22 protein-coding genes are annotated in these 24,474 nt (G+C 68.1%); 15 read left to right on the top strand and 7 right to left on the bottom strand.

Features of this window, described 5'->3' with window-relative positions:
- Window positions 1-27: 27 nt before the first annotated feature.
- From atpA to MST3598_RS10415, 9 genes are all read left to right on the top strand, one after another.
- Entirely contained in the window at window positions 28-1,668 is a 1,641-nt protein-coding gene (gene atpA / locus MST3598_RS10455) for a F0F1 ATP synthase subunit alpha (RefSeq protein ID WP_021199376.1), read from the top strand.
- 19 nt (window positions 1,669-1,687) lie between these two features.
- Window positions 1,688-2,584 (top strand): F0F1 ATP synthase subunit gamma, encoded by an 897-nt coding sequence (locus tag MST3598_RS10450; protein ID WP_017830990.1) that lies wholly within the window; start codon window positions 1,688-1,690, stop codon window positions 2,582-2,584.
- 21 nt (window positions 2,585-2,605) lie between these two features.
- Window positions 2,606-4,060, top strand: coding sequence for a F0F1 ATP synthase subunit beta (gene atpD, locus MST3598_RS10445; RefSeq protein WP_017830989.1), 1,455 nt, complete (start codon window positions 2,606-2,608; stop codon window positions 4,058-4,060).
- 2 nt (window positions 4,061-4,062) lie between these two features.
- The gene (locus MST3598_RS10440) at window positions 4,063-4,323 is read left to right on the top strand and encodes a F0F1 ATP synthase subunit epsilon (RefSeq protein WP_017830988.1); all 261 of its coding nucleotides are present in this window, start codon (window positions 4,063-4,065) and stop codon (window positions 4,321-4,323) included.
- A 76-nt stretch (window positions 4,324-4,399) separates the two neighbouring features.
- Window positions 4,400-5,146 carry a YaaA family protein gene (locus tag MST3598_RS10435; RefSeq protein ID WP_021199377.1) on the top strand — a complete coding sequence of 249 codons (747 nt, stop codon included), beginning with the start codon at window positions 4,400-4,402 and terminating at the stop codon, window positions 5,144-5,146.
- Window positions 5,147-5,291: 145 nt separating this feature from the next.
- Entirely contained in the window at window positions 5,292-6,155 is an 864-nt protein-coding gene (locus MST3598_RS18595; RefSeq protein WP_197703110.1) for a DUF5684 domain-containing protein, read from the top strand.
- A 104-nt stretch (window positions 6,156-6,259) separates the two neighbouring features.
- Window positions 6,260-7,243: an aldo/keto reductase gene (locus MST3598_RS10425; RefSeq protein WP_029258167.1), complete on the top strand. Its 984-nt coding sequence runs from the start codon at window positions 6,260-6,262 to the stop codon at window positions 7,241-7,243.
- Window positions 7,244-7,327: 84 nt separating this feature from the next.
- Entirely contained in the window at window positions 7,328-8,125 is a 798-nt protein-coding gene (locus MST3598_RS10420; RefSeq protein WP_021199379.1) for a PP2C family protein-serine/threonine phosphatase, read from the top strand.
- A 58-nt stretch (window positions 8,126-8,183) separates the two neighbouring features.
- Window positions 8,184-10,934 carry an FtsK/SpoIIIE domain-containing protein gene (locus MST3598_RS10415; protein WP_029258168.1) on the top strand — a complete coding sequence of 917 codons (2,751 nt, stop codon included), beginning with the start codon at window positions 8,184-8,186 and terminating at the stop codon, window positions 10,932-10,934.
- 111 nt (window positions 10,935-11,045) lie between these two features.
- Here MST3598_RS10415 and MST3598_RS10410 read toward each other — a convergent pair whose 3' ends face one another.
- Window positions 11,046-12,041, bottom strand: a complete 996-nt coding sequence (locus tag MST3598_RS10410) for an asparaginase (protein ID WP_029258169.1) — start codon at window positions 12,039-12,041, stop codon at window positions 11,046-11,048.
- 67 nt (window positions 12,042-12,108) lie between these two features.
- Here MST3598_RS10410 and MST3598_RS10405 point away from each other — a divergent pair, with 67 nt between their 5' ends.
- Window positions 12,109-12,603, top strand: a complete 495-nt coding sequence (locus MST3598_RS10405) for an OsmC family protein (RefSeq protein WP_029258170.1) — start codon at window positions 12,109-12,111, stop codon at window positions 12,601-12,603.
- A 16-nt stretch (window positions 12,604-12,619) separates the two neighbouring features.
- Here the strand turns inward: MST3598_RS10405 and MST3598_RS10400 are convergent, their stop codons facing one another.
- Entirely contained in the window at window positions 12,620-13,417 is a 798-nt protein-coding gene (locus MST3598_RS10400) for a lysophospholipid acyltransferase family protein (RefSeq protein WP_029258171.1), read from the bottom strand.
- Between the two features lie 123 nt (window positions 13,418-13,540).
- On the opposite strand from MST3598_RS10400, the gene MST3598_RS10395 reads away from it, so the two are divergent.
- Both MST3598_RS10395 and dxr read left to right on the top strand, forming a co-directional pair.
- A complete protein-coding gene (locus MST3598_RS10395; protein ID WP_029258172.1) occupies window positions 13,541-14,503 on the top strand; it encodes an FKBP-type peptidyl-prolyl cis-trans isomerase in 963 nt (320 codons plus the stop codon).
- 36 nt (window positions 14,504-14,539) lie between these two features.
- Window positions 14,540-15,622 (top strand): 1-deoxy-D-xylulose-5-phosphate reductoisomerase, encoded by a 1,083-nt coding sequence (gene dxr, locus MST3598_RS10390; protein WP_029258173.1) that lies wholly within the window; start codon window positions 14,540-14,542, stop codon window positions 15,620-15,622.
- Window positions 15,623-15,658: 36 nt separating this feature from the next.
- On the opposite strand, the gene MST3598_RS10385 is transcribed toward dxr, so the two are convergent.
- The 3 genes from MST3598_RS10385 to MST3598_RS10375 all read right to left on the bottom strand — a co-directional run bounded on the left by MST3598_RS10385 (window position 15,659) and on the right by MST3598_RS10375 (window position 18,784).
- Window positions 15,659-17,281 carry a Mur ligase family protein gene (locus tag MST3598_RS10385; protein WP_172889143.1) on the bottom strand — a complete coding sequence of 541 codons (1,623 nt, stop codon included), beginning with the start codon at window positions 17,279-17,281 and terminating at the stop codon, window positions 15,659-15,661.
- A 93-nt stretch (window positions 17,282-17,374) separates the two neighbouring features.
- The gene (locus tag MST3598_RS10380) at window positions 17,375-18,094 is read right to left on the bottom strand and encodes a YcnI family copper-binding membrane protein (RefSeq protein ID WP_029258174.1); all 720 of its coding nucleotides are present in this window, start codon (window positions 18,092-18,094) and stop codon (window positions 17,375-17,377) included.
- 102 nt (window positions 18,095-18,196) lie between these two features.
- Complete coding sequence (locus MST3598_RS10375; RefSeq protein WP_029258175.1) at window positions 18,197-18,784, bottom strand: hypothetical protein; 588 nt, start codon at window positions 18,782-18,784, stop codon at window positions 18,197-18,199.
- Window positions 18,785-18,847: 63 nt separating this feature from the next.
- Between MST3598_RS10375 and MST3598_RS10370 the strand changes: the two genes are divergently transcribed.
- Entirely contained in the window at window positions 18,848-20,161 is a 1,314-nt protein-coding gene (locus MST3598_RS10370) for a M50 family metallopeptidase (RefSeq protein ID WP_021199389.1), read from the top strand.
- A gap of 54 nt (window positions 20,162-20,215) precedes the next feature.
- On the opposite strand, the gene MST3598_RS10365 is transcribed toward MST3598_RS10370, so the two are convergent.
- Both MST3598_RS10365 and MST3598_RS10360 read right to left on the bottom strand, forming a co-directional pair.
- Entirely contained in the window at window positions 20,216-22,099 is a 1,884-nt protein-coding gene (locus MST3598_RS10365) for a chorismate-binding protein (RefSeq protein WP_021199390.1), read from the bottom strand.
- Between the two features lie 171 nt (window positions 22,100-22,270).
- A complete protein-coding gene (locus MST3598_RS10360; protein WP_021199391.1) occupies window positions 22,271-22,897 on the bottom strand; it encodes a pyroglutamyl-peptidase I family protein in 627 nt (208 codons plus the stop codon).
- A gap of 81 nt (window positions 22,898-22,978) precedes the next feature.
- On the opposite strand from MST3598_RS10360, the gene ispG reads away from it, so the two are divergent.
- Together ispG and MST3598_RS10350 are read left to right on the top strand one after the other, a co-directional pair.
- Window positions 22,979-24,109 (top strand): flavodoxin-dependent (E)-4-hydroxy-3-methylbut-2-enyl-diphosphate synthase, encoded by a 1,131-nt coding sequence (gene ispG / locus MST3598_RS10355; protein WP_029258176.1) that lies wholly within the window; start codon window positions 22,979-22,981, stop codon window positions 24,107-24,109.
- 17 nt (window positions 24,110-24,126) lie between these two features.
- The gene (locus MST3598_RS10350; protein ID WP_029258177.1) at window positions 24,127-24,459 is read left to right on the top strand and encodes a nuclear transport factor 2 family protein; all 333 of its coding nucleotides are present in this window, start codon (window positions 24,127-24,129) and stop codon (window positions 24,457-24,459) included.
- Window positions 24,460-24,474 lie beyond the last annotated feature (15 nt).

The raw sequence follows: 24,474 nt of genomic DNA, 5'->3' as shown, positions 1-24,474 counted from the left end.
CGCGCACCCAGATACAAAGGGAAGACAATGGCAGAACTATCGATCAGCCCCGACGTCATCCGTGACGCGCTGAAGGACTTCGCCGCAGCATACGAGCCCTCCGGGGCCGGGGCGACCGAGGTCGGCACCGTCATCGACGCCGCAGACGGCATCGCGCACGTCGAGGGACTGCCCGGCGTCATGGCGAACGAGCTCGTCATCTTCGCCGACGGCACCAAGGGTCTCGCACAGAGCCTGAACGAGCACGAGATCGGTGTCGTCGTCCTCGGCGAGTTCACCGGCGTCGAGGCCGGTCAGGAAGTCACCCGCACCGGCGAGGTCCTCTCGGTCCCGGTCGGCGACGGCTACCTCGGCCGCGTGGTCGACCCGCTCGGCAACCCGATCGACGGACTCGGTGCCATCGAGACCGAGAGCGTCCGCGCCCTCGAGCTCCAGGCTCCCGGCGTCATGCAGCGCAAGTCGGTGCACGAGCCGATGCAGACCGGCATCAAGGCCATCGACGCGATGATCCCCGTGGGCCGTGGCCAGCGTCAGCTGATCATCGGCGACCGCCAGACCGGCAAGACGGCCATCGCGATCGACACGATCATCAACCAGAAGGCCAACTGGGAGTCTGGCGACGTCAACAAGCAGGTCCGCTGCATCTACGTCGCCATCGGCCAGAAGGGCTCGACCATCGCTTCGGTGAAGGGCGCGCTCGAAGAGGCCGGCGCTCTGGAGTACACCACGATCGTGGCGGCTCCGGCGTCCGACCCCGCCGGCTTCAAGTACCTGGCTCCCTACACGGGTTCCGCCATCGGTCAGCACTGGATGTACGGCGGCAAGCACGTCCTCATCATCTTCGATGACCTGTCGAAGCAGGCTGAGGCCTACCGTGCCGTCTCCCTCCTCCTGCGCCGCCCGCCGGGCCGTGAGGCCTACCCGGGTGACGTCTTCTACCTGCACTCGCGTCTGCTCGAGCGTTGCGCGAAGCTGTCAGACGAGCTCGGCGCCGGTTCCATGACGGGTCTCCCGATCATCGAGACCAAGGCGAACGACGTCTCGGCCTACATCCCGACCAACGTGATCTCGATCACCGACGGCCAGATCTTCCTCCAGTCCGACCTCTTCAACGCGAACCAGCGTCCTGCGGTCGACGTGGGTATCTCGGTCTCGCGAGTCGGTGGTGACGCTCAGGTCAAGTCGATCAAGAAGGTCTCCGGAACGTTGAAGCTGGAGCTCGCGCAGTACCGCTCCCTCGAGGCGTTCGCGATGTTCGCATCCGACCTCGACGCGGCTTCGCGTCGTCAGCTCTCCCGTGGTGCGCGTCTGACCGAGCTGCTCAAGCAGCCGCAGTACTCGCCGTACCCCGTCGAGGAGCAGGTCGTCTCGATCTGGGCCGGTACCAACGGCAAGCTCGACACGATCGAGGTCTCCGACGTGCTGCGCTTCGAGCGCGAGCTCCTGGACTACCTGCGTCGCAACACCCAGGTCCTCGAGACCCTCCGCGACACCAACGTCCTCGACGACGCCACGGTCGCCGAGCTCGACAAGCAGACGGATGCCTTCATCCTGGAGTTCCAGGGTGGCAAGGGACACGCCATCGGCGCCCCGGGTCACGAAGAGCACGCTGCGGCCGAGGCGGAAGACGTCAACCAGGAGAAGATCGTCAAGGGTCGTCGCGCGTAACCGCGTGAGGTACTGACATATGGGCGCTCAACTCAGGGTCTACAAGCAGAAGATCTCTTCTGCTCAGACGACCAAGAAGATCACGAAGGCGATGGAACTCATCGCGGCTTCGCGCATCCAGAAGGCGATGGCACGCGTCAAGGCGTCCACTCCCTTCGCGCGTGCCGTGACGAGGGCCGTGTCGGCCGTCGCGACGCACTCGAACGTGGATCACCCGTTGACCCGCGAGTCCGAGAACATCACCCGCTCCGCGGTCGTGATCTTCTCCTCGGACCGCGGTCTGGCGGGAGCCTTCAACTCGCAGATCCTCCGTGAGGGTCTCGAGGTTGCGGAGCTCCTGCGGGAGCAGGGCAAGGAGCCGGTCTTCTACCTCATCGGTCGCAAGGCCGTCGGATACTTCCAGTTCCGACGCCTGGCTGCCGCTGCGGAGTGGACGGGCGACACCGACACCCCGTCGTTCCACACCGCGGAGGAGATCTCCGCGACGCTGCTCGAGTCCTTCTCCCGCGGGGGACAGGACGGCGGCGTCGACGAGATCCACCTCGTGTACAACCGTTTCGTCAGCATGATGACGCAGTCGCCCGAATCCGTGCGTCTGCTCCCGCTGGAGATCACGGAAGCCGATGAGTCGGAGGCCGGTAACACCGTTTACCCGCTGTACGAGTTCGAGCCGGACGCCGAGACTGTTCTCGACGCGATCCTGCCGGTGTACATCCAGAGCCGAGTCTTCAACGCTCTCCTGCAGTCGTCTGCCGCAAAGCAGGCGGCGACGCAGAAGGCGATGAAGTCGGCCAGCGACAACGCCGACAAGCTCATCACCGACTACACCCGTCTGCGCAACAACGCGCGCCAGGCGGAGATCACGCAGCAGATCGCCGAGATCGTCGGCGGCGCCGACGCCCTCTCGAGCAAATAGACCATCAGGAAAGAGACGAAAATGACCCTCACCGCTCCGGCTGACCAGCCGGCGACCGCGGTCGTCGGGCGCGTCGCACGCGTCAACGGTCCGGTTGTCGACATCGAGTTCCCTCATGACTCGATCCCCGACATCTACAACGCGCTGAAGACCACGATCGCGATGGGCGAAGAGTCCACCGAGATCACGCTCGAGGTCGCTCAGCACCTCGGCGACGACCTCGTCCGCGCCATCGCGCTGAACCCGACCGACGGCATCGTCCGCGGCCAGGAAGTCCGCGACACCGGTGAGGCCATCTCGGTCCCCGTCGGCGACGTGACCAAGGGCAAGGTGTTCAACGTCATCGGCGAGGTGCTGAACCTCGAGCCCGGCGAGACCATCGAGGTCACCGAGCGCTGGCCGATCCACCGCAAGGCCCCGAACTTCGACCAGCTCGAGTCCAAGACTCAGATGTTCGAGACCGGCATCAAGTCGATCGACCTCCTCACCCCGTACGTGCTGGGTGGAAAGATCGGTCTGTTCGGTGGAGCCGGTGTCGGTAAGACCGTCCTCATCCAGGAGATGATCCAGCGCGTCGCGCAGGACCACGGTGGTGTGTCGGTGTTCGCCGGTGTCGGTGAGCGCACCCGTGAGGGCAACGACCTCATCCACGAGATGGAAGAGGCGGGCGTCTTCGACAAGACCGCCCTGGTGTTCGGCCAGATGGACGAGCCGCCGGGAACGCGTCTTCGCGTCGCCCTGTCGGCTCTGACGATGGCGGAGTACTTCCGTGACGTGCAGAAGCAGGACGTTCTGCTCTTCATCGACAACATCTTCCGCTTCACGCAGGCCGGTTCCGAGGTCTCCACGCTGCTGGGCCGCATGCCCTCCGCCGTGGGTTACCAGCCGAACCTCGCCGACGAGATGGGTGTGCTCCAGGAGCGCATCACCTCGACGCGTGGTCACTCGATCACCTCGCTGCAGGCGATCTACGTGCCCGCCGATGACTACACCGACCCGGCTCCGGCGACGACGTTCGCCCACCTCGACGCGACGACCGAGCTCTCTCGTGAGATCGCCTCGAAGGGTCTGTACCCGGCCATCGACCCGCTGACCTCGACGTCGCGCATCATGGACCCCCGCTACTTGGGCGAGGACCACTACCGCGTCGCGACGACCGTCAAGCAGATCCTCCAGAAGAACAAGGAGCTGCAGGAGATCATCGCCATCCTGGGTGTCGATGAGCTCTCCGAGGAAGACAAGATCGTCGTGTCGCGTGCACGTCGCATCCAGCAGTTCCTCTCGCAGAACACCTACATGGCCAAGAAGTTCACGGGCGTCGAAGGTTCGACCGTCCCGCTGAAGGAGACCATCGAGTCGTTCGACGCGATCACCCGCGGTGACTTCGACCACGTGGCCGAGCAGGCCTTCTTCAACGTCGGTGGCATCTCCGACGTCGAAGAGCAGTGGGCGAAGATCCAGAAGGAGAACGGCTGACCATGGCGCTGCATGTCAGCCTCGTCTCCGCTGATGCGGAGGTCTGGACGGGAGAGGCGAGCCTCGTGGTCGCCAAGACCGTCGAGGGTGAGATCGGCTTCATGACCGGCCACGAGCCGGTGCTGGCCATCCTCGCCGAGGGCCAGGTTCGCATCACCCAGTCGGATGGCACCAAGGTGCTGGCCAACGCGCAGGACGGGTTCCTCTCGATGGAGGGCGACACCCTGACGATCGTTGCCGGCAACGCGGCTCTCATCGCCTAGCAGTTCCTGTTTCACGCGTCCGCCTCGGCACCCGCACGGGTTCCGAGGCGGACGCGTCTGTATCCACCGAGGTTCCATGAAGATCCTGCTCCCTCCGTCGGAGACCAAGCATGAGGGCGGTGAGGGGTCCCCGCTCGATCTCGCGTCGCTGGCACTCCCGTCTCTGAACGAGCGGCGCGCCGCTGTCGTCGAGGCGCTGATCGACCTCGCTGCCGACGAAGAGGCTGCCCGTCGGGTGCTCAAGCTGAGTGCTCGGCAGAGCGGCGATATCGCGCACAACAGGGCGCTTCGCTCCGCTCCCACGATGCCCGCGATCGACCGGTACACGGGAGTGCTGTTCGATGCGCTCGATGCCCGATCGCTCTCCGTCGCGTCCCGTCGATGGCTGGGTGCCCATGTCTGGATCCACAGCGCTCCGCTGGGACCGGTGGGCGCGCTCGACGCGGTCCCGACGTATCGGCTGGCCGCCGGCACCTCCGTCCCCGGGCTTCCCGCGCTTCGGCGGCATTGGGCGGAGGCCACCTCTGCAGCGATCGCGGAGGCGGATCCGTCGTTCGTGCTCGACCTGCGGAGTGAGGCGTACGTCGCGCTGGGGCCCGTGCCGGACTCCGTCTCCTCCGCTTACGTGCGGGTCGTGACGGAGCACGGGAGGGCCCTCAATCACTTCAACAAGAAATCGAAGGGTGCACTCGTCCGGGCGATTGCCGAGGATCGACCACGGGTCGGTTCCCTTCGCGGTCTTCGGCTCTGGGCGGAGAAGCGAGGGATCATTCTCCGCGATGGCGCACAGCCGGGCGTGCTGGAGCTCGTCGTCGACGAGTGAGCAGGGGATCGGCCGGGTGCGCCGTGCGTCCACGCGCGACCACGAGTCGAACGCGCCCGACGGCGTAAGAGACATGCGCGCGTACCCCGGGAAGCGCTAGTGTGTTCAGCGCATGATGCCGCATCATGACTTTCTGGAGGGAACCATGAACGACTACTACGGCTATGACGGCCTGTCAGGCGGAGCGATCCTCGCGCTGACCCTGGTCTACACGATCCTGCCACTCGCCATCTACGCACTCTACTCGTGGTTCTACATGAAGATCTTCGAGAAGGCGGGAGTGCAGGGGAAGTGGCGTGCGTGGGTGCCCGTCTACAGCACGATGATCTTCTACAAGCTCGGCGATCTGAGCCCTTGGCTCGTCCTCTACCTGATGGGTGCCGGTATCCTCGGCGCGATCATCCCGTTCCTCGGGTGGTTCCTGATCCTCCCGCTCGTCGGCATCGCGGGTCGCGTGGTCGACCTGATCGCCGCCTGGCGCGTCGGGCTGAAGCTGCAGAAGGACGCCGTCTGGGTCGTCCTCTACTTCTTCCTGCCTCCGGTGTGGCTCGGCATCAACGCGTTCGACAAGTCGCGCTGGAACCCGAGCATCCAGCCCGCTTCCTGGGCTGCCAACGGTCTGCTCGGCGACCGCACCGCGTGGGAGGGCATCCCCGCTCAGACGTCGGCCGCGGCGCCGCAGCCCGGTTACGGTGCTCCGCAGGGCTACGCGCAGCCCGGACCGCAGGGATACGCGCCTCCCGCGCAGCCGGGGTACGCACCGCCCGCGCAGCCCGGCTACGCACCTCCCGCAGGCCCTGCAGCTCCGGCGACCGGTGCCCCGGTTCCGCCGGTGCCGCCGACCACGCCGCCGGCGCCCCCTGCGGCACCGCCCACGGCTCCGCCCGCACCGCCGACGGCACCGCCCACGGCTCCGCCCGCACCGCCGACGGCTCCGCCCGCTGCTCCGCCGGCTCCTCCCGCAACCCCGGCGTCCCCGCCGACCGATCCCACACAGCCTCCGGCGTGATGGTCTGACGGTGTGACCTTCTGACACAGAGCCCCCGACCTCGGTCGGGGGCTCTGTGCTGTTCCGAGTGGTCGTCTATCCGCAGCGACCGCTAACGTGGGGGCATGGTCTCGTCCCAGCGCCGTGTGGGTGCCTCCGGTCTTCTCGTGTCCGCCACCGGCCTCGGCTGCAACAACTTCGGGCGCGCGGGGACGATGACGGAGAGTCTTGCCGGCACGCGCGAGGTGATGGATGCGGCTCTCGCCAACGGCATCACCTTCTTCGACACCGCTGACATGTATGGAGCAGCAGCGGGGGCGAGCGAGCTGCTGATGGGCGAAGCTCTCGAGGGACGCCGCGACCGTGTGGTGCTGGCGACGAAGTTCGGACACGAGCGCGACATGGGTTACGCGTTCCCCGCTGCCCGGGGTTCTCGTCGCTACGTGCGTCGGGCCGTCGAGGAATCGCTGCGCCGGTTGCGCACGGACTGGATCGATCTCTATCAGCTGCATCTCCCCGATCCCGAGACGCCGATCGCGGAGACCACGGATGCCCTCGATGAACTCGTGCGCGAGGGCAAGATCCGCTACTACGGGCACTCGAACTTCGCCGGGTGGCAGATCGCCGAAGCGGAGTTCACGACGAGGGCGCGCTCGAGTGGCAGGTTCATCTCGGCTCAGAACCACTACTCCCTGCTGGCTCGGGCGGCGGAGCGGGAAGTGCTGCCGGCGGTGGAACGCTACGAACTCGGCTTCTTCCCGTACTTCCCCCTGCACAACGGCCTGCTCACGGGGAAGTTCACTCGCGACGGCGGGCCGCAGCAGAGCCGGATCATGTCGACACGGCGCCACGTGTGGGAGAGCGCACCGTGGGATGCCCTGGATGCATTCCGCGATTTCTGCGATGAGCGCGGCATCACGATGGTCCAGGCGTCGTTCGGCTGGTTGCTCTCGCATGCGGCGGTCTCGAGCGTGATCGCGGGCGCGACCTCGGTCCCGCAGGTCGAGGCGAACGCAGACGCGGGGGAGGCCTGGCGCCCCGACGCGGCCGAACTCGCCATCATCGATGATCTGTTCCCGCTGCCGGCCGATCCGGGTGCCAGGGTGTGATCGAGGTGCGCGTGACTTCTACTACGATGTGTTGTGAGTATCCTGCGACCGTCCGACCCGCCGCAGGCCCATCGGAGGCAGCACGTGGCTGAGACGAAGACGCACCGCGTCACGGTTGCGCAGCGCCCGCTGCTGCTGTCGTGGTCCGGGATCACCGATCAAGGCCGACGCCGGGAGACGAATCAGGACGCGTTCCTCGCCGACTATCCGCTGTTCATCGTCGCTGACGGAATGGGCGGTCATGCCGGCGGCGAGATCGCGAGTCAGAGCACGGTGGCCCGGTTGCAGGCCGTCGTCTCCTCGGGGAAGGTCGACGGACCATCGATCGAGAATGCGCTCGAACTGGCTGTCGGAGACATCGCGGAGCATCCCGAGACCACCGACGAGGGCACGGGGACCACGCTCACGGGAGTGTACTTCGAGACCGATGGGGATGAGCCGCACTGGACCGCACTGAACATCGGCGACTCCCGCGTGTATCTCCTTCGCGACGATCGGCTGGTCCAGATCACCACCGATCACTCGGTCGTGCAGGAACTGATCACAGCGGGCAAGCTCAGCCCGGAGGAAGCTGAAGGGCACCCCTACAGCAACGTGATCACGCGTGCCGTGGGGGCGAGTGAGCTCACAGCTCCCGATTACGTCTCCATCGACGTGCGTCCCGGTGACCGATTCGTCATCTGCTCGGACGGCCTCACCAAGGAACTGACCGACTACGGGATCCAGCATTTCCTCCGGGAGCACGACGATCCGGGTGCCGCGGTGGACGCGATGCTTGCGGCGGCGTTGGAGAACGGCGGTCGCGACAACGTGACCCTCATCATCGTCCAGGTGGCGGCAGAGGACGACTCGTCCTCCCCAATCGAGAACACCGCGGAGTAACGCTCCAGCGCTGTGCACAGCCCTGTTTCACGGGCCGTGATGCGGTCCACTGGATTCCATGGAATCCCCTCCGATCGTGCTTCCCGCGGCTCCGGCAGCGTCGCCTCGCGCTCCACTGCCTTTCATGGCCGCCCTCGTGCCGGTGGCCACGGGAGTGGTGATGTGGTTGGTCACCGGCTCCCTCTTCGCGCTCTGCTTCGCGGCATTGGGGCCGTTGATGATCGGCGCCTCACTGCTCGACGCGACACGTACGCGGCGCCGTGAACGCCGACGAACCGAGCAGCAGCTCGAAGCCGAGTGGGTTGCGGCGGAAGCGGATCTGGTCCAGCGTCAGCAGGACGAGCTCGAAGCCCTGTGGCAGCGGTGGCCCGACGCCGCGACCTGCATCGCACAGGCGCCTCTGCGCGGCGCTCAGGGAGTCGACGCGACGACTCCGATCGTCATCGGTGCCGGCAACACGACGAGTGCGGTCCGCTGCACCGGCGCGGATGACGCGCGCGGGCGGGACTTCCGTGAAAGATGCCGTGTCATCGCGGACGCGCCGGTCTCCGCGCCGATCGGTGGGGGGATCTGTCTTCGAGGTGCGCGGCCTGTGGCCGAGGCGGCAGCGCGCGCTCTTGTCGTGCAGCTGTGTCTGCGGTTCGGCACCGGCCAGCTGTCGCTGATCGGCATCGATCCGGAAGACACTGACCTCGCTGACCACGGCCTGGCGAGCCTGCCCCACGCCCGGAGTGCGCGGCGTGGTGCTTTCCGGATCGGGTTCGGTCCTGCGGCGGGCGTCCGGGGGGACGCGGACGCCCTGATCGTGTTGACCGCGGTGGGGGAGGACGTCCCGGCGGGAATCACGACGGTCATCGACATCGTCGAACCTCGGCGGGCGACGCTGCGCACTCCGACAGGTAGCCAGCCAGTCGCTGTCGAGTGCCTGTCGCGTGCCCAAGCGGAGACCGTCTCCGCGGAGCTGGCGCGTCGGGACGACGAGACGGATGCGATCCCCGACGCGGTGCTGCTCTCCGAGCTCGAGCAGACCTCGGCCGGAGGCGGGCTCGTCGCGACCATCGGCCGAGGCGAACGCGCGAACATCACGGTCGACATCGTGGGAGACGGACCGCACGCGATCGTGACGGGGATGACGGGGACCGGCAAGAGCGAGCTGCTGGTCAGCTGGGTCACTGCGATCGCCACGGCGCACGGCCCGGACGAGGTGACGTTCGTGCTCGCCGATTTCAAAGGCGGAACGGCTTTCGAACCCCTGAGCGCACTGCCTCAGGTGGCCGCCGTCATCACTGATCTCGACGATCAGGGTGCAAGACGAGGCGTCTCCAGCCTGACCGCCGAGCTGCGACGTCGAGAGAGGGTGCTGGCCGCCGCCGGGGCGCGCGACGTCAGCGGTGTGTCGATGCCCCGGCTGATCATCGTCGTCGACGAGTTCGCGGCGCTTCTGACCGAGCACCCCGAGCTCGGTGCGGTCTTCATCGATATCGCCGCCCGCGGCCGCGCCCTCGGGATGCACCTGATTCTCGGGACACAGCGTGCTGCCGGGGTGATCAGAGACGCCCTGGCTGCGAACTGCCCCCTTCGCATCAGCCTGCGCGTCGGCGACGCCGCCGACAGTCGGCTCGTGATCGGTACCGATGCTGCCTCCGCGCTCACGGGAGACGCCGGTTCCCGCGGTCTCGGCTTGCTGCGTCGACCATCCGACCAGGAACCCGTCGCGATGCGCATCGCCCTGACTGAGGCTTCCGATATTCGTGGTGTCGGTCTGCGGTGGGCGGCAGCGGGCGAGTCATCCAGCCCGTGGCTTCCCCCGCTTCCGGCCATCCTGCCGATCGCCGAACTCGTCACGGAGGCCGGAATCCTCCCCGATGCGATCATCCTCGGTCGCGCCGATGACCCTGATCGCCAGGCGCAGCCGCTGGAGATGCTCCGGCGCGGAGAGGAACGGGGGCTGGTGGTGCTGGGCGCCCCCGGATTCGGTAAGACCTCGGTGCTGAGAGCGGTCGCGGCGCAATGCGATGACGCATTCTGGATGCCCGACGATCCCGAGGGTGCCTGGGACGTGCTCGCCGCATGGGTCGAGGGCGGGGAGCGTCCGCCCTCGGTCGTCCTGATCGACGACGTGGATGCGATGCTGGCTTCCCTGCCGGCCGAGTACGCGCAGCAGCTCGTCCACCGCTGGGAGCGCGTGCTTCGGGCGAGTCCGGACACCACCTTCGTTCTGACGGCCACCAGGGCGAGCGGGGCGTTGGGACGTGTACTCGATCTGGTGCCCCGTCGGGCGCTGTTGCGGATGCCGACGAGACTCGAGCATCTGGCGGCCGGCGGAGAGACATCGGGGTTCGTGCGCGACCGCGTACCCGGGCGCGCCGTGATCGGAGATCGCGAGGTGCAGTTGGCGTGGGTCGACGAGGGCCGATGGCTGCCGCAGGCAGCGCAGACACCACGGTGGACGCCGTCGTCTGCGATCACCGCTGTCGTCAGTGCCGGCACCGATACGGTCATCGCCGCTCTTCACGACGCGCACCCCGCATGCGAGGTGGTGGCGGCAGGATCTGAGTCGACTTCGCCGGGAACACGCTGCATCGTGGTCGCCGATGCGGAGACCTGGCAGCGGAACTGGTCGCTGTGGCAGCGCATCAGATCGGCAGGCGAGGTGCTCATCCGATGTGAACACCCCGGTGAGCTCCGGCAACTGGTCGGCGCGCGGGAGCTTCCTCCGTATGCACACCCGCACGCAGGCCGGGCCTGGTCGGTCACCGGCACCGGTGCGCCGAAACGTGTCCACCTCGCCGAGCTGTCGCCTCGGTGAGGCGTTGCCCTGAGAAGCGATGCCCTGAGAAGCGTTGCCGTGCGGAGACGTTGTCGTGAGGAGAAGGCGCCGCCAATCGACGCTCGGCGACGAGGAACGCCGCCGCGGGCGTCAGACTCCTGCGCCGGGTCGGATGGAGCCGACGTTCTCCCCACCGCCGAGCACGGCGAGCGGAAGTGCGTCCGCGAGCGAGGCCACGTCGGCATCGCTCAGCCCGCCCGCCCGAGCGAGAAGGGTCGCGGCAACGATCGTCGAGGCGCGAGTGGCGCCGTCGAGCATCTTCAGCGCCACGGTCGTGCCGTTGGGGGCGACCATCACCATCACGCCCTCGGCGCCGTACTTGGTGAACACGCCGAGCCTCTCGGTCGCGATCGTGTCGGGGCGGCCCGGACCCTCGATCGTCCAGGGGTTCTCCCGCACGGCGCGGACCAGGGAACCGGCCACGCGGTGGAGGGCGAAGGGCGAGCGGTCGGAAGCGGTGCCGATGCGGTGGATCGCGCGTGCCAGGCCGGTCAGTGTCATCGCATGGACCGGCGCACCGCACCCGTCGATAGCGGTATGGGCGATCTTCTCGCCAGTGAGGCGCTCGATGACGTCGCGGATGTGCTGTTGCAGTGGATGGGTCGGGTCGAGGTATCCGTCGGTCGGCCAGCCCGTCGCCACGCATGCGCGGAGCATCGCGGCGTGCTTGCCGGAGCAGTTCATGCGCACCCGGGTCGGCTCGCCGTGCTCGCGGACGAGCTCGTCTCGCGACGCCGAGTCGCTCGGCCACGTGGCCGGGCAGCGGAGATCGTCTTCCGTCAGCCCGCCCTCGGTCAGGATGTCGCGTACCACCGAAGCGTGACGGTCGGTGCCGACGTGACTGGCCGTGGAGAGCGCGAGCTGCTCGCCTTCGAGGACGGCACCTGCGGTGATGCAGGCGATCGCCTGGAGAGGCTTGAGGCTGGATCGCGGCAGGATCAGCGCATCGGCATTTCCATGGCGACCGACGATGTCCCCGTCGGGGGAGAGCACGACGGCCGCGCCGGCGTGGCGGGATTCGACGAATCCGCTCCGCTCGACGACGGCGAGTTCCACGGAATCCTGAACGGTGAGAGTCTCCAGCACCCGTCAACTCTAGCCCGGGGCGTGCGGCGTCTCGCGTCGTGTCGGAGGAGCCTGACAGACTGAGCAGATGGCAGAGACGACCACGCGCACGCTCGGCGAACACCGCTACGCGCTCACCTCGACGTGGACCGGCAACACCGGCACCGGGACGACCGGATACCGGGACTACCGGCGAGACGTGACGATCGAGGTCGAGGGGAAGCCCGATCTCCTCGCCTCGGCAGACAAGCCGTTCCGCGGCGATCCCTCACGATGGAATCCGGAGGACCTGCTGCTCGCCTCCCTCTCCGAGTGCCACCTACTGTCATACCTGCACGCGTGTGTGACCGCGGGCGTCGTCGTGGTGTCCTATCGCGACCAGGCCAGCGGGACGATGCGCGAAGACGGTGCGGGGGGCGGATCGTTCGTCGAGGTGATGCTGCGGCCCGAGGTCGTCGTCGCCGACGCCTCGATGATCGACGCAGCAGAGCGCGCCCACGCCCAGGCGAACGAGTGGTGCTTCATCGCGAACTCGATGAACTTCCCCGTACGCCACCAGGCGACGGTCACAGCCCTCGCCTGAGTGGGGCTCACAGGCCTCAGCGACGCTCGTGCGGGAGGGCCTGCTTGATCTTCTCGATGGCACCTTGCGCCGGTGCCTCGTTGTACGCGCCGGCGAGCTCCTGGCCGGAGAGACCGTGGATCGCCGCCATGATCTGATCGGTGGCGAGACGACGTGCCCGTCCACTGGTCGCGGGCCCGTGCGGCGAGAGGTCGAGCGGCTCGCCGAAACGCACGGTGATGCGCTCCTTGAGGGTGGGGACCTTCGCTCCCACCGGCATCACCTTGTCCGTGCCGATGAGGCCGACCGGCACCACAGGGGCGCCCGTCTGCAGAGCGAGGAACGCGACGCCCGTGCGGCCTTTGTAGAGGCGGCCGTCGGTCGAGCGGGTCCCCTCCGGATACAGGGCGACGGCGAGACCTTCATCGAGGAGCTGGCGTTGCAGGTCGAGCGCGTCCAGCGCGGCTTGTCCGGCACCGCGGCGCACGGGGATCGCGCCGATCGATTCGAAGAAGGTCTTGCTCATCCAGCCTTTGAATCCGGTGCCTTCGAAGTACGTCGACTTCGCGAGGAAGTGGACGGGACGAGGGGCCGCGACCGGGATCGCGATCGAGTCGATGAATGACAGATGGTTGCTCGCGAAGATGACGGGACCGGTCAGCGGCACGTTGTCGCGCCCCTCGATCCGAGGGCGGTACACCAGACGGGCGAGTGGCGTGATGAGGCTCCGGCCGAGCGTGTAGGCGAACCCGGCGTGGCGAGGCTTCGCAGTCTCCTCTGACGAGGATTCCTCTTCTGACGAGGATTCGGGCTCGACGGACTGCTCAGAGGTCATCAGAGCAGATTACTCCCGGATCCATGCCGGGGTGGGAATGAAGAGTTGCGCCGCGCCTCCCAGCGCGAGCAAAGGGGTATGGGGCAGGATGGAGTTTCCTGCCCGCGATCCCGAGGTCTCACTGTGCGCAAGCGTCCGCTCATCGTTCTGTCCACCATCGCCGCGGCGACCCTGCTGCTGGCCGGTTGTGCCGGTGGTGGAGCCCCGGAGAGCTCCGGCACCCCGTCGCCCTCCGCATCGAGCACGTGCCAGCTGGATGCGAAGTCCGGGGACACCTCGGACGCGGTCGTCGTGGAGGGGGAAGGGGCAGACACCACCGTGACGGTTCCGGCCGATGCGCCGTTCGCCGGCGTCGAGAGGACCGTCATCTCCGAGGGAGACGGAGACGACGTCGTGGTCAATGACCTGGTGTCCGTCGAGTACCAGATCGTCGACGCGACCAACAATCAGGTGCTCGACTCGTCGGCTCGTGGTGAAGGCGGTGTGCTGCCCGTTCTCCTCGACACCAACCAGTCCTCGCTCTTCGTCGCGGCGCTCGAGTGCAAGCCGGTCGGCTCGCGCATCGTGCTGACTCTTCCCGGAAAGGTCCTCGGCGAGGGCGCCAACAACGTGGTCGTCTACGCCGAGGCCGTCGAGCAGCTGCCCGAGGTGGCGACGGGAACGCCGGTCGACCCGACTCCCGGCATGCCGACTGTCAAGCTCGACGACAAGGGCGCTCCGACCGTGACGATCCCGGACGGCGACGCGCCGACAGAGACCCAGGTCGCCGTCCTCAAGCAGGGTGACGGTGCGACGGTCGCCTCCGGTGACCTCGTCGTCGTGCAGTACCTGGGCGTCAAGTGGTCCGACGGCAAGGAGTTCGACTCCAGCTGGAGCCGCGACGCCGCGCCCGCGCAGTTCCAGACCACCGGCGTGGTCGCGGGCTTCCAGAAGGCCCTCGAAGGTCAGAAGGTCGGCTCACAGGTCATCGTCGTGATGCCACCGTCCGACGGATACGGTGCGAGCGAGGGACATGAGCTCCAGAAGGAGAGCCTCGTGTTCGTCGTGGACATCCTGGCGACGACACCGGTCCAGGCGCAGCAGTAGCCGCTGGGTGCCGAGGGCGTGACCTAGGCTGGCGGTATGCGTCGCGTCATCGTCCTCGGCTCCACCGGTTCCATCGGCACCCAGGCACTGGATGTGATCCGTGCCAATCCTCGCCGATTCGAGCTGGTAGGTCTCGCTGCCGGGTCCAACGCCGAGATGTTGGAAGCGCAGGCCGCACAGTTCCAGGTCGAGTCGACCGCTCTCGGCGCGCTCGAGGCCGAGCAGCTGGTCCGTGACGTCGAGGCGGACGTGGTGCTCAATGCCATCACCGGCTCGATCGGACTGGGCTCGACGCTCGCGGCGCTGAAGGCGGGACGCACGCTCGCTCTCGCGAACAAGGAGTCCCTCATCGTCGGCGGCGACCTGGTCCTCGCCGCCGCCGCTCCCGGTCAGATCGTCCCGGTCGATTCCGAGCACTCGGCTCTCGCGCAAGCGCTCCTGGCCGGTACTCATGCCGAGGTGCGCCGCCTCGTGGTGACGGCGTCGGGCGGGCCGTTCCGCGGTCGCAGCCGCGCGGAGCTGACCGAGGTCACTCCGTCCGAGGCTCTCGCGCACCCGACATGGGACATGGGACGAATGGTCACGACCAACTCCGCGACCCTTGTCAACAAGGGACTCGAGGTGATCGAAGCGCATCTGCTGTTCGACATCGCCTACGACGACATCGAGGTCGTGGTGCACCCGCAGTCCATCGTGCACTCGATGGTCGAGTTCATCGACGGTTCCACGATCGCACAGGCCTCCCCGCCCGACATGCGTCTGCCGATCTCCCTGGGTCTGGACTGGCCGCACCGCGTCGGTGGCGTCGGACGGCCCCTCGACTGGTCATCCGCCACCTCCTGGACGTTCGAGCCCCTCGACGCCGAGGCGTTCCCCTCCGTCGCACTTGCGAAGGCGGTGGGCCGCGCCGGCGGCACGTTCCCTGCTGTCTACAACGCCGCGAACGAACAAGCGGTCGACGCGTTCCACGAGGGACGGCTCTCGTTCCTCGGCATCGTGGACACGATCGCTCGGGTCGTCGACGCGCACGATGCGCCGGACGCCCTCACCGTCGAGACGCTCGCCGAGGCCGAGGCGTGGGCGCGCTCGACGGCCGATCGGATGATCGCGGCGCTCTGATCGGGGACCAGGGCGGAGTCGCCCTGGTCGAGCAGGTCAATCCTCGTCGGGGTACGGGACCGGCCAACGCGAATCGGGTACGGGCCAGCCGGCGTCGCGCAGCGCGCGGCGAGCGAGCTCACGTGCCGAATACGGTGTGCGGACGCCGCGGATGTCGCGATAGTCCTGGTGCCCGGGGCCGGCCCACAGGATGGCGTCGCCGTCGCCGACCAGGCCGACCGCGGTGATGATGGCGTTCTCGGGCGGTGAGGCCTCGTGGATCTCGGCATCCGGTCGTGCCGTGCGGGCGCCCTCGATGAGGGTCGCCCGAATGGACGCGGGGTCCTCGAAGCGGGGGTGGTGATCGGTGACGACGAGGAGGTCACTGCCTTCGACCGCCGTGCGCGCCATGTCGAAGCGCTTGCTCGCATCGCGGTCGCCGTCGGCGCCGAAGAGCATCAGTACCTTGCCCGGTGTCACACGCCGGACGGCGGCGAGGGTCTTCTCGAATGCGTCGGGTGAGTGTCCGAAGTCGACGAAGACGGCAGGCCCACGATCGCCGGAGACCAGCTGGGTGCGACCGGGCAGGTAGGCGCGGATCCCCCCGTCACGGGTGAGCGCATCGACGATGCGATCCCAGGCGTAGCCGCCCTCGAGGAGCATCACGATCGCCAGAGCCGCGTTGGCCGCCATGTGCGGTCCGATCACCGGGACCGTCGTGGTGAGGGACCCGGCGGGGCCGGTCATCGTGAAGGTCGTACCGGCGGCGCGCTCCTCGTCGATGACGACCACCCAGTCCGCGGCGGTCGCGGCGTCGGGATCGGCGGCGATCGACGGAGTGCCGACAGTGACGACCGGGATCTCGGCCCGGTCGACGACGACCGCACCGGACGGGGAATCCAGGCAGATGACCCCGCGCTGGGCGCGGTCGGGCCGGAAGAGGGGCAGCTTCGCCTCGAAGTACTCCTCCATGTCGGCGTAGTCGTCGAGATGATCGTGGCTCAGGTTCGTGAATCCGGCGACGTCGAACAGGATGCCGTCGACGCGGTGACGTGACAGCGCCTGTGCGCTGACCTCGACCGCGACGGCTTCGACCTGGCGCTCACGCATCAGCGCCAGGAGGGCGTGCATCTCGGATGCTTCGGGGGTGGTCAGGCGCGAGACGATGACCTCGCCCGCGATGTGACGTTCTGCGGTGGAGGAGAGGCCGGTGACCACGCCGATCTGATCGAGGATCCCCTCGAGCAGGTGGGAGACGCTGGTCTTGCCGTTGGTGCCCGTCGTCGCGAACAGCAGGGGGAGCGGGTCACCGGCGCCGGTGCCGTAGACCCACGCGCTGAGATCACCGAGCACGGCGCGAGGGTCGTCGACCACGAGGATCGGAAGCCCCGCGGCTTCGGCGATCTCCGCGCCAGCGTCGTCGGTGATGACGGCGACGGCACCCTTCTCAGCGGCGGTGACGGCGAAGTCCGCGCCATGCCGGTTGACGCCGCGGATCGCGACGAATGCCTCGCCGGGACGCAGGTCTGCCGTCGCGAGGGTGATGCCGGAGAGGGCGATTCCGTCGACATCGCCGCGGACGGTGCGGGCGAAACGGGAAGCGAGTTCGGACAGCTCACGCCGGGGCGGGTTCGCGGGGCGGAGCACGGGAGGCAGGCTCGGTTGTTGTTCAATCGACATGGCGCATCCATGATCTCACGACCGTGGTGGGAACCCTTCGCCGAGCGCCCCCTCGCGCGCCGCGTTGCGGAGCACGAGGGGGAGCTCGTGTCGTCAGGCTCGGCGTCGGTAGGCGAGGATCGCGACGACCAGGGCGGCGAAACCGGCGAGAAGCCCACCCGCCCCGAGCGCTACACCCAGGGGATCGGCGACCGTGGTCGGAGCCGTGCTCGCGGCCGCAGTGTCGGATTCGGTGTGCTCGCCGTGCCCGTCGCCGGCAGCGGCCGTGACGGAGACGACCGGAGCCGGCGCGTCGAGGCTGTGCGGATCCTGGCCGTCCTCGGCGATCTGCGTCCATTCGGTCGAGCCCTCGACGCACTGTTGGACCACGGGGAACGCCAGAGTGTCGGGGGTGGTCTCGTCCAGACCGACCCCCATGCTCACCGCGCCGCGAAGGTCGGTGGGCACCGGGGTGACCGCCGTATAGGTCACGGCGCTGACGAGACCGTCGTCGCCGCGCTCGACCTGGATGTCCCAGTCGGAGTCCATCGTCGGCGAGACGGAAGCGAGCCCCTCGGGCATCGTGATGCGCAGCGCGGTGGTGGGGGAGTTCTCGCAGCCGTGGGAGAACGAGAACGTGAGCACGCCGTGGTCTCCCGCAGCGATCTCGTCGGGGCTGACGCCCACATGGGCACCTGCCATCGTGGGAACGGCCAGGGCGAGTGCGGCTCCGCCGAGGACACCGAGCGCGGCGCGTCGCAGAGTGAGCGAGCGCCGAGCGGTGGAGCGCAGGGTGGTGGGGCGCGGAGTGCGGGTACGGATGTTGCGGGACATGAGAGTTCTCCTGGTGCTCGAAGTGCGGGCGCGCCACGGTGGCGTATCTCCGCGAGAAAGGGACGCTGCCCGTGTCGGAGCAGCGGATTCGAGTGCGACGGATCAGTCGCGCAGGAGAGCGGGAGGCCCGCGCCTCGGCACAGCGGCCGAGATGGTGACGGCGAAGCTGGGGATGGTGGTCGACCGCAGCCGCGGCGGCCGGCGATGCATGGCCGGTGCCCCGGCGGACGCGCGCCGGAAGAGGGCATCCACCCAGCGGGCGACGACCCGAACGACCGCTTCTCCGTGCCACACGAGAAGCGTCGTGAGCACGGCTGCGACGACGTGCGCGAACAGCATCAACGTGCCAGGGGCTGCTGTGGGCGCCGTGGAAGAGAGCGCGCTCAGATCGAGATGATGGGCGTGACCGCCGCCGCCGGCGATCGGAGCGGTACCGGTGGGCGAGCCCAGCAGTTGGAACACGACGTGGAAAGCGGCCTGTCCGAGGAACACGGCGATGGCGACACGACCCCGCGACTCACGGATGCCCACCAGGAGCGCCGACAGAGGGGTGAGCAGGGTCGCGACCGCCAGGATCAGCAGCATGTGCGGGACCGCTCCGCCGCCGAGGGTGTGCGAGAGGGCTGCGAGCAACGTCGCCACCGAGGAGACGGCCGCAGCGCGCACGAGTCGCAGCTGCCGGGCATTCACCGTCTCAGCCTAGCCGCGCGGCGTGCCGGGCGGATTCCTAGCTGTGGGCACTAACGTTGGCACGTGGAATTCCTGCTCTATCTGGCCGGCATCCTCTTCATGCTGATCGGCCTCGGGCTCTCGATCGGCCTGCATGAGGTGGGCCATCTCGTCCCCGCGAAGCTCTTCGGCGTGCGTGTCGGCCAGTACATGATCGGCTTCGGGCCGCGGCTGTGGTCCCGGCGCATCGGCGAGACCGAGTACGGGTTCAAGCTGCTCCCTCTAGGGGGCTTCATCTCGATGTCGGGCATGTACCCGGCGTCGAAGAACTCGGGCCCGGCGTCCGGCGTGTTCCGCTCGTTGATCCAGGACGCGCGCAGCGCCAACGACGAGACCATCGCCGAGGGTGCCGAGGATCGCGTCTTCTATCGTCTTCCCGTGTGGAAGCGCGTCGTCGTCATGCTCGGCGGGCCGGTGATGAACCTTCTCCTCGCGACCGTGATCTTCACCGTGCTGCTGTCGGGCATCGGCCTGCAGCAGGGAACGACGACGATCGCGTCCGTCACCGAGTGCGTCGTTCCGGCCGGTTCGACGGCGACCGAGTGCACACCCGATGACCCGGCCTCACCCGCCGCGGAAGCCGGGATCAAGCCGGGCGATGTGATCCTGTCCATCGACGGACAGCCCGTGTCGACGTTCGCCGAGGCGACGGCGATCGTGCAGGCCGCGCCAGGCGAGACGCTGGACATGGTCGTGAGCCGCGACGGGGCGGAGCAGTCGCTGAGCATCACGCCGATCGCCGCGGAACGCTCGATCACGGATGCCAGCGGCCAGCCCGTCCTCGATGAGGCCGGAAAGCCTGTCGTGAAGGAGGTCGGCTACGTCGGCATGGGCGCCCAGATGGGCTACGTGCAGCAGCCCCTCACCGCCGGCCCCGAGATGGCGGCGGACAGCACGGCGCGTGTCGCATCCTTGATCGTCACGCTCCCCGTGCGTCTATGGGACGTCGGCGTCTCACTCGTCACCGGCGGAGAACGCGATCCGAACGGACCGCTGAGCGTCGTCGGCGTCGGACGCCTCGCGGGAGAGGCGGCCGCTACCGATGCGCCGATCCTCAACAGATTCGCGTTCCTGCTCGGTCTGCTGGGGTCGCTGAACATCGCGCTGTTCGTGTTCAACCTCATCCCGCTGCTCCCGCTCGACGGCGGTCACATCGTCGTCGCACTGTGGGACGGCATCAAGCGCGCGTGGGCCAAGCTCTTCCGCCGGCCCCCTCCGGCGCCGGTCGACGCGACCAAGCTCGTGCCGCTGACGGTGGTCGTCGCTGTGCTCCTGATCGGGATGGGAGCGCTGCTCCTGGTCGCCGACCTCTTCAATCCGGTCAATCTTCTCGGCTGAGTCGCAGGCCTGGTCGGACCGCGCGGGAGGCGAGCGCTGAGCAGCGATTCCTGTTCAGGCCAGCGCGTGGGAGACGAGACGCTCGAGCGTGCGGATCCCGTCGCGCGACAGGATCGACTCCAGGTGTCCCTGCACCGAAGCGAAGTGGTCTCCGCGGAGCGCGTACACGTCTCCCGAGTCGGGGTCCGCCGAGACGTCGGCGGCGCCGACGACCGTCGTGCCCGGTGCGACCCGCGCGGTGAAGGTGTTGTAGAAGCCGATCGATGCGGTCTCCCCGAAGACCGGGACGGGCTTCTGCAGGCCCTGGTGAGGGGCATCGAGCGGAGTCAGGGCGATGCCGAGCTTGTCGGCGAGGATCTGGTGGCTGAGGCACACCGCGAGCAGCGGCGCGTCGGAGTCCAGTCGGCGGGCGACGACATCGCGCATCCTCGCGATGCGGGCGTTCCGTGTATCCCGAGGGTCGCCGGGACCCGGGCCGGCGACGACCAGATCGGCGGCGTCCAAGTCCGCGTCCCGCACGTCGGCCCAGGGAGCGATCGTGACGGCGAGCCCGAGATGACGCAGCTGGTGGGCCAGCATCGTCGTGAAGCGGTCCTCCGCGTCCACGACGAGAGCGGAGCGGCCGGCGAACGGACCGGTGAAGTCCTCGCCCTGCGGGTTGAGCCAGAACTCGGCCAGGCGGGCGTTGCGCGATGACAGCAGCTCGGCGACGGTCGGGTCGTCGGCGAGGGCGCGCGCGTCGCCGGGCGCGTCGGCGTCGCTACGTGCCTCTGCCACCCGGTCGCGGTCGATCGCGCCGATGGCGCCCAGGACGCCGGCGGCCTTCCCGTGGGTCTCGGACACCTCGCCCATCGGATCGGAGTGTCGAACCAGCGTCGCGCCGACCGGAACGCTGAGGGTGCCGTCCTGGAGGTAGACGGTCCGGATGAGGATAGGCGCATCCAGGTCGTGCCCGCCGTCCGCATTCGGGGTGAACAGCGCGGCGACACCGGAGTAGTAGCCGCGGGGCTTCTGCTCGTGACGGCGGATCACCGCGCAGGCGTTCTGCATGGGCGAACCCGTCACCGTCGGAGCGAACATCGTCTCGCGCAGGATGTCGCGGGGATCGAGGGCGCTGCGACCACGGAGCATGTACTCGGTGTGCGTGAGTCGCGACATCTCCTTGAGGTGCGGGCCGGTGATGCGGCCGCCGTCGGAGCAGACGGCGCTCATCATCTTGAGTTCCTCGTCGACGACCATGAAGAGTTCCTCGGTCTCCTTGGTCGAGGCGAGGAAGTCGACCAGCGTCTCCTTCGTCGCCCCTCCCGCCGGATGACGGAAGGTCCCGGAGATCGGGTTCATCGTGACGACGCCTTCGCGGGCGACCACATGCGCCTCAGGGCTGGCCCCCACGGCGATGTGCCCAGGAGTGACGACAGCGAACGTCCAGTAGGCGCCGCGCTCGTGCGTGAGGAGAGCACGGAACCACGTGAGTGCCGCAGTGCGGTCCTCGACGTCGATGGTCGCGGTGAAGTCTCGACGGATGACGAAGTTCGCGCCCTCGCCGCGTCCGATCTCGTCGGCGATGACCGTCTCGACGATGGCCGCGTAGTCCGCGTCGGCGATGTCGAAGCCGTCGTCGTGGAGGGGGACGGGCGTGCTCGGGAGCGCGGGCAGAAGCTCGGCTGTCGGGAGGTGCAGGTGCTCGTCGACGATCACGCAGCGCAGCGGCGCCCCGTCGTCCTGGGCGACGAAGCCGCGTTCGCGCACCTGGCGATAGGGCACCATGGCGAACACCTCGCGCGGGGTGCCGTCGACCGAGAGGGGGATGTCGGCAAGCAGCTCGACGTCGACGACGTCCCCGCTGAGCAGCTCGACGGTGTCCGCGCCGTCGCGTGCGATGAGCACGAAGGATGCCGTGGGATCGGCGCTGAGCTCGGCGAGTCGTGAGAGGGTCATCGATGTCTCCTGTGCAGTGCTCCGGCTCGGCGCAACGAAAAGACCGCCCCGGAGGCGGTCTGAATTCGTGGGAACGCGAACACACCGCCTAGAAGGCGGGCCACCAGGTGAAGTTCGCGAGCATGGGGCCGAAACTACCACATCGCGAGCGAGGGTCACGGCGCGATGACATCACCAGATGCTGCCGCCGGCCTCCGTCGACTCGGCGTCGAGGGCGTGATCCACGATGAGGCGCAGGGCGCGCGCCAGTTGCGCGTCGGCGAGGTGCAGCCCGCCTGCAGGGACCGTGGTCGTCGACCACGGAAGGTGCACGAATCCGGCACGCGCATCCGGCCGGACGGCACCCACTGCCGTGTACAGCACGTGGTTGCACACGTAGGTTCCCGCAGAGAGCGACAGCTGCGCCGGCAGCCCTTCCGCGGTCAGAACCTGGAGCAGGCGCTTCACGGGGAGCGTCGAGAACCGCGCGGCGGGACCGCCGGCCTCGCTGGGAGCATCGACGGGCTGTTCACCGTCGTTGTCGGGGATGCGGGCGTCGATCAGGTTGACACCGATGCGCTCGATCGCGACCCTGCTGCTCCCGGCGGCGAGCCCGGTAGCGATGACGACATCGGGGGAGTGTGCGGCGATCAGGGTCCGGAGCCGGTGAGCGGATGCCTCGAACGCGACCGGAAGTGTGGCCACCACGAGCTCGTGCGGACCGTCGTATGCGGCCGCGACCGCGTTCACGGCATCGGCAGACGGATTGCGATCCGCCCCGTCGAAGGGATCGAATCCGGTCAGGAGGACGACGGCCATGCCTCCAGCGTAGGTGCGTCTGTTCAGCCCACTTGCATCCAGGCGGCGTAGGCTTGGGGCGTGCCAGCAGTGAACCTCGGAATGCCGAAGATCCCCGAAGTCCTCGCCCCGCGCCGCAAGTCCCGGCAGATCAAGGTGGGCAAGGTGCTCGTGGGCGGCGACGCTCCGGTCAGCGTGCAGTCGATGACGACCACCAAGACGACCGACATCAACGGGACGCTGCAGCAGATCGCCGAGCTCACGGCTTCGGGCTGCGAGATCGTCCGCGTCGCGGTGCCGCATCAGGACGACGCCGATGCGTTGAAGATCATCGCGATGAAGAGCCAGATCCCCGTGATCGCCGACATCCACTTCCAGCCGCGCTACATCTACACGGCTATCGATGCCGGATGCGGGGCGGTGCGGGTGAACCCCGGCAACATCCGCGAGTTCGACGGCAACGTGGGCAAGATCGCCGAGGCCGCGAAGGCTGCCGGTGTCTCTCTGCGCATCGGCGTGAACGCCGGATCTCTGGATCGCCGCATCCTCAGCAAGTACGGGAAGGCGACGGCTGAGGCGCTGGTCGAGAGCGCCGTGTGGGAGGCGTCGCTGTTCGAGGAGCACGACTTCCACGACTTCAAGATCTCCGTCAAGCACAACGACCCCATCGTCATGGTCAAGGCGTATCGGCAGCTGGCCGAGCGGGGCGACTGGCCCCTTCACCTCGGTGTGACCGAGGCGGGGCCAGCGTTCCAGGGAACGATCAAGAGCGCCACCGCGTTCGGAATCCTCCTCGGCGAGGGCATCGGCGACACGATCCGCGTGTCGCTCTCGGCGCCGCCCGCCGAAGAGGTCAAGGTCGGGCACCAGATCCTTCAGTCCCTCAACCTGCGCGAGCGCAAGCTCGAGATCGTCTCCTGCCCCTCATGCGGACGCGCTCAGGTCGACGTCTACACTCTGGCCGAGAACGTGACGGAGGGGCTCAAGGACATGACCGTTCCGCTGCGCGTCGCCGTGATGGGCTGCGTCGTCAATGGCCCGGGCGAAGCGCGCGAGGCCGACCTCGGCGTGGCTTCGGGCAACGGCAAGGGGCAGATCTTCGTGAAGGGCGAGGTCATCAAGACCGTGCCGGAGGCCGACATCGTCGCCACCCTGATCGAAGAGGCCAACCGGATCGCCGCTGAGATGGGACCTGAGGCCCCGCTCGGCACGGCCCAGGTCGTCACGGTCTGAGCTCGGAGGAGCGCGAGATGTCGGATGTCACCCTGCCCACGCCTGTCCAGGTGATGGTCGATGCGATCAACGCGGCCGATACCGATGCGTTCGTCGATGCCTTCACCCCGGACGGGTATGTCAGCGATTGGGGCACGGTCAAGGCCGGCCCTGATGGGGTGCGCGAATGGGCAGGCAGCGACGCGATCGGCGCCGGAGCGCGGATGACCGTGCTCTCCGCCGAGACCGACGGCGACACGACCCGCATCCGCTTCGGATGGGCGAGCCGGGTCTTCAACGGAGAATCCGACGGCATCTTCGTCGTCGAGGGCGACAAGCTCGCCAGCTTCACCATCCCGCCGTCCCACTGACCTTTCGTACCGGGG

It is taken from the genome of Microbacterium sp. TPU 3598, from assembly GCF_002356155.1.
In the GTDB taxonomy this organism is placed as follows: domain Bacteria; phylum Actinomycetota; class Actinomycetes; order Actinomycetales; family Microbacteriaceae; genus Microbacterium; species Microbacterium maritypicum_A.
The sequence above is the reverse complement of the archived record's forward strand: the minus strand, read 5'-3'. Positions and strand labels throughout refer to the sequence as shown.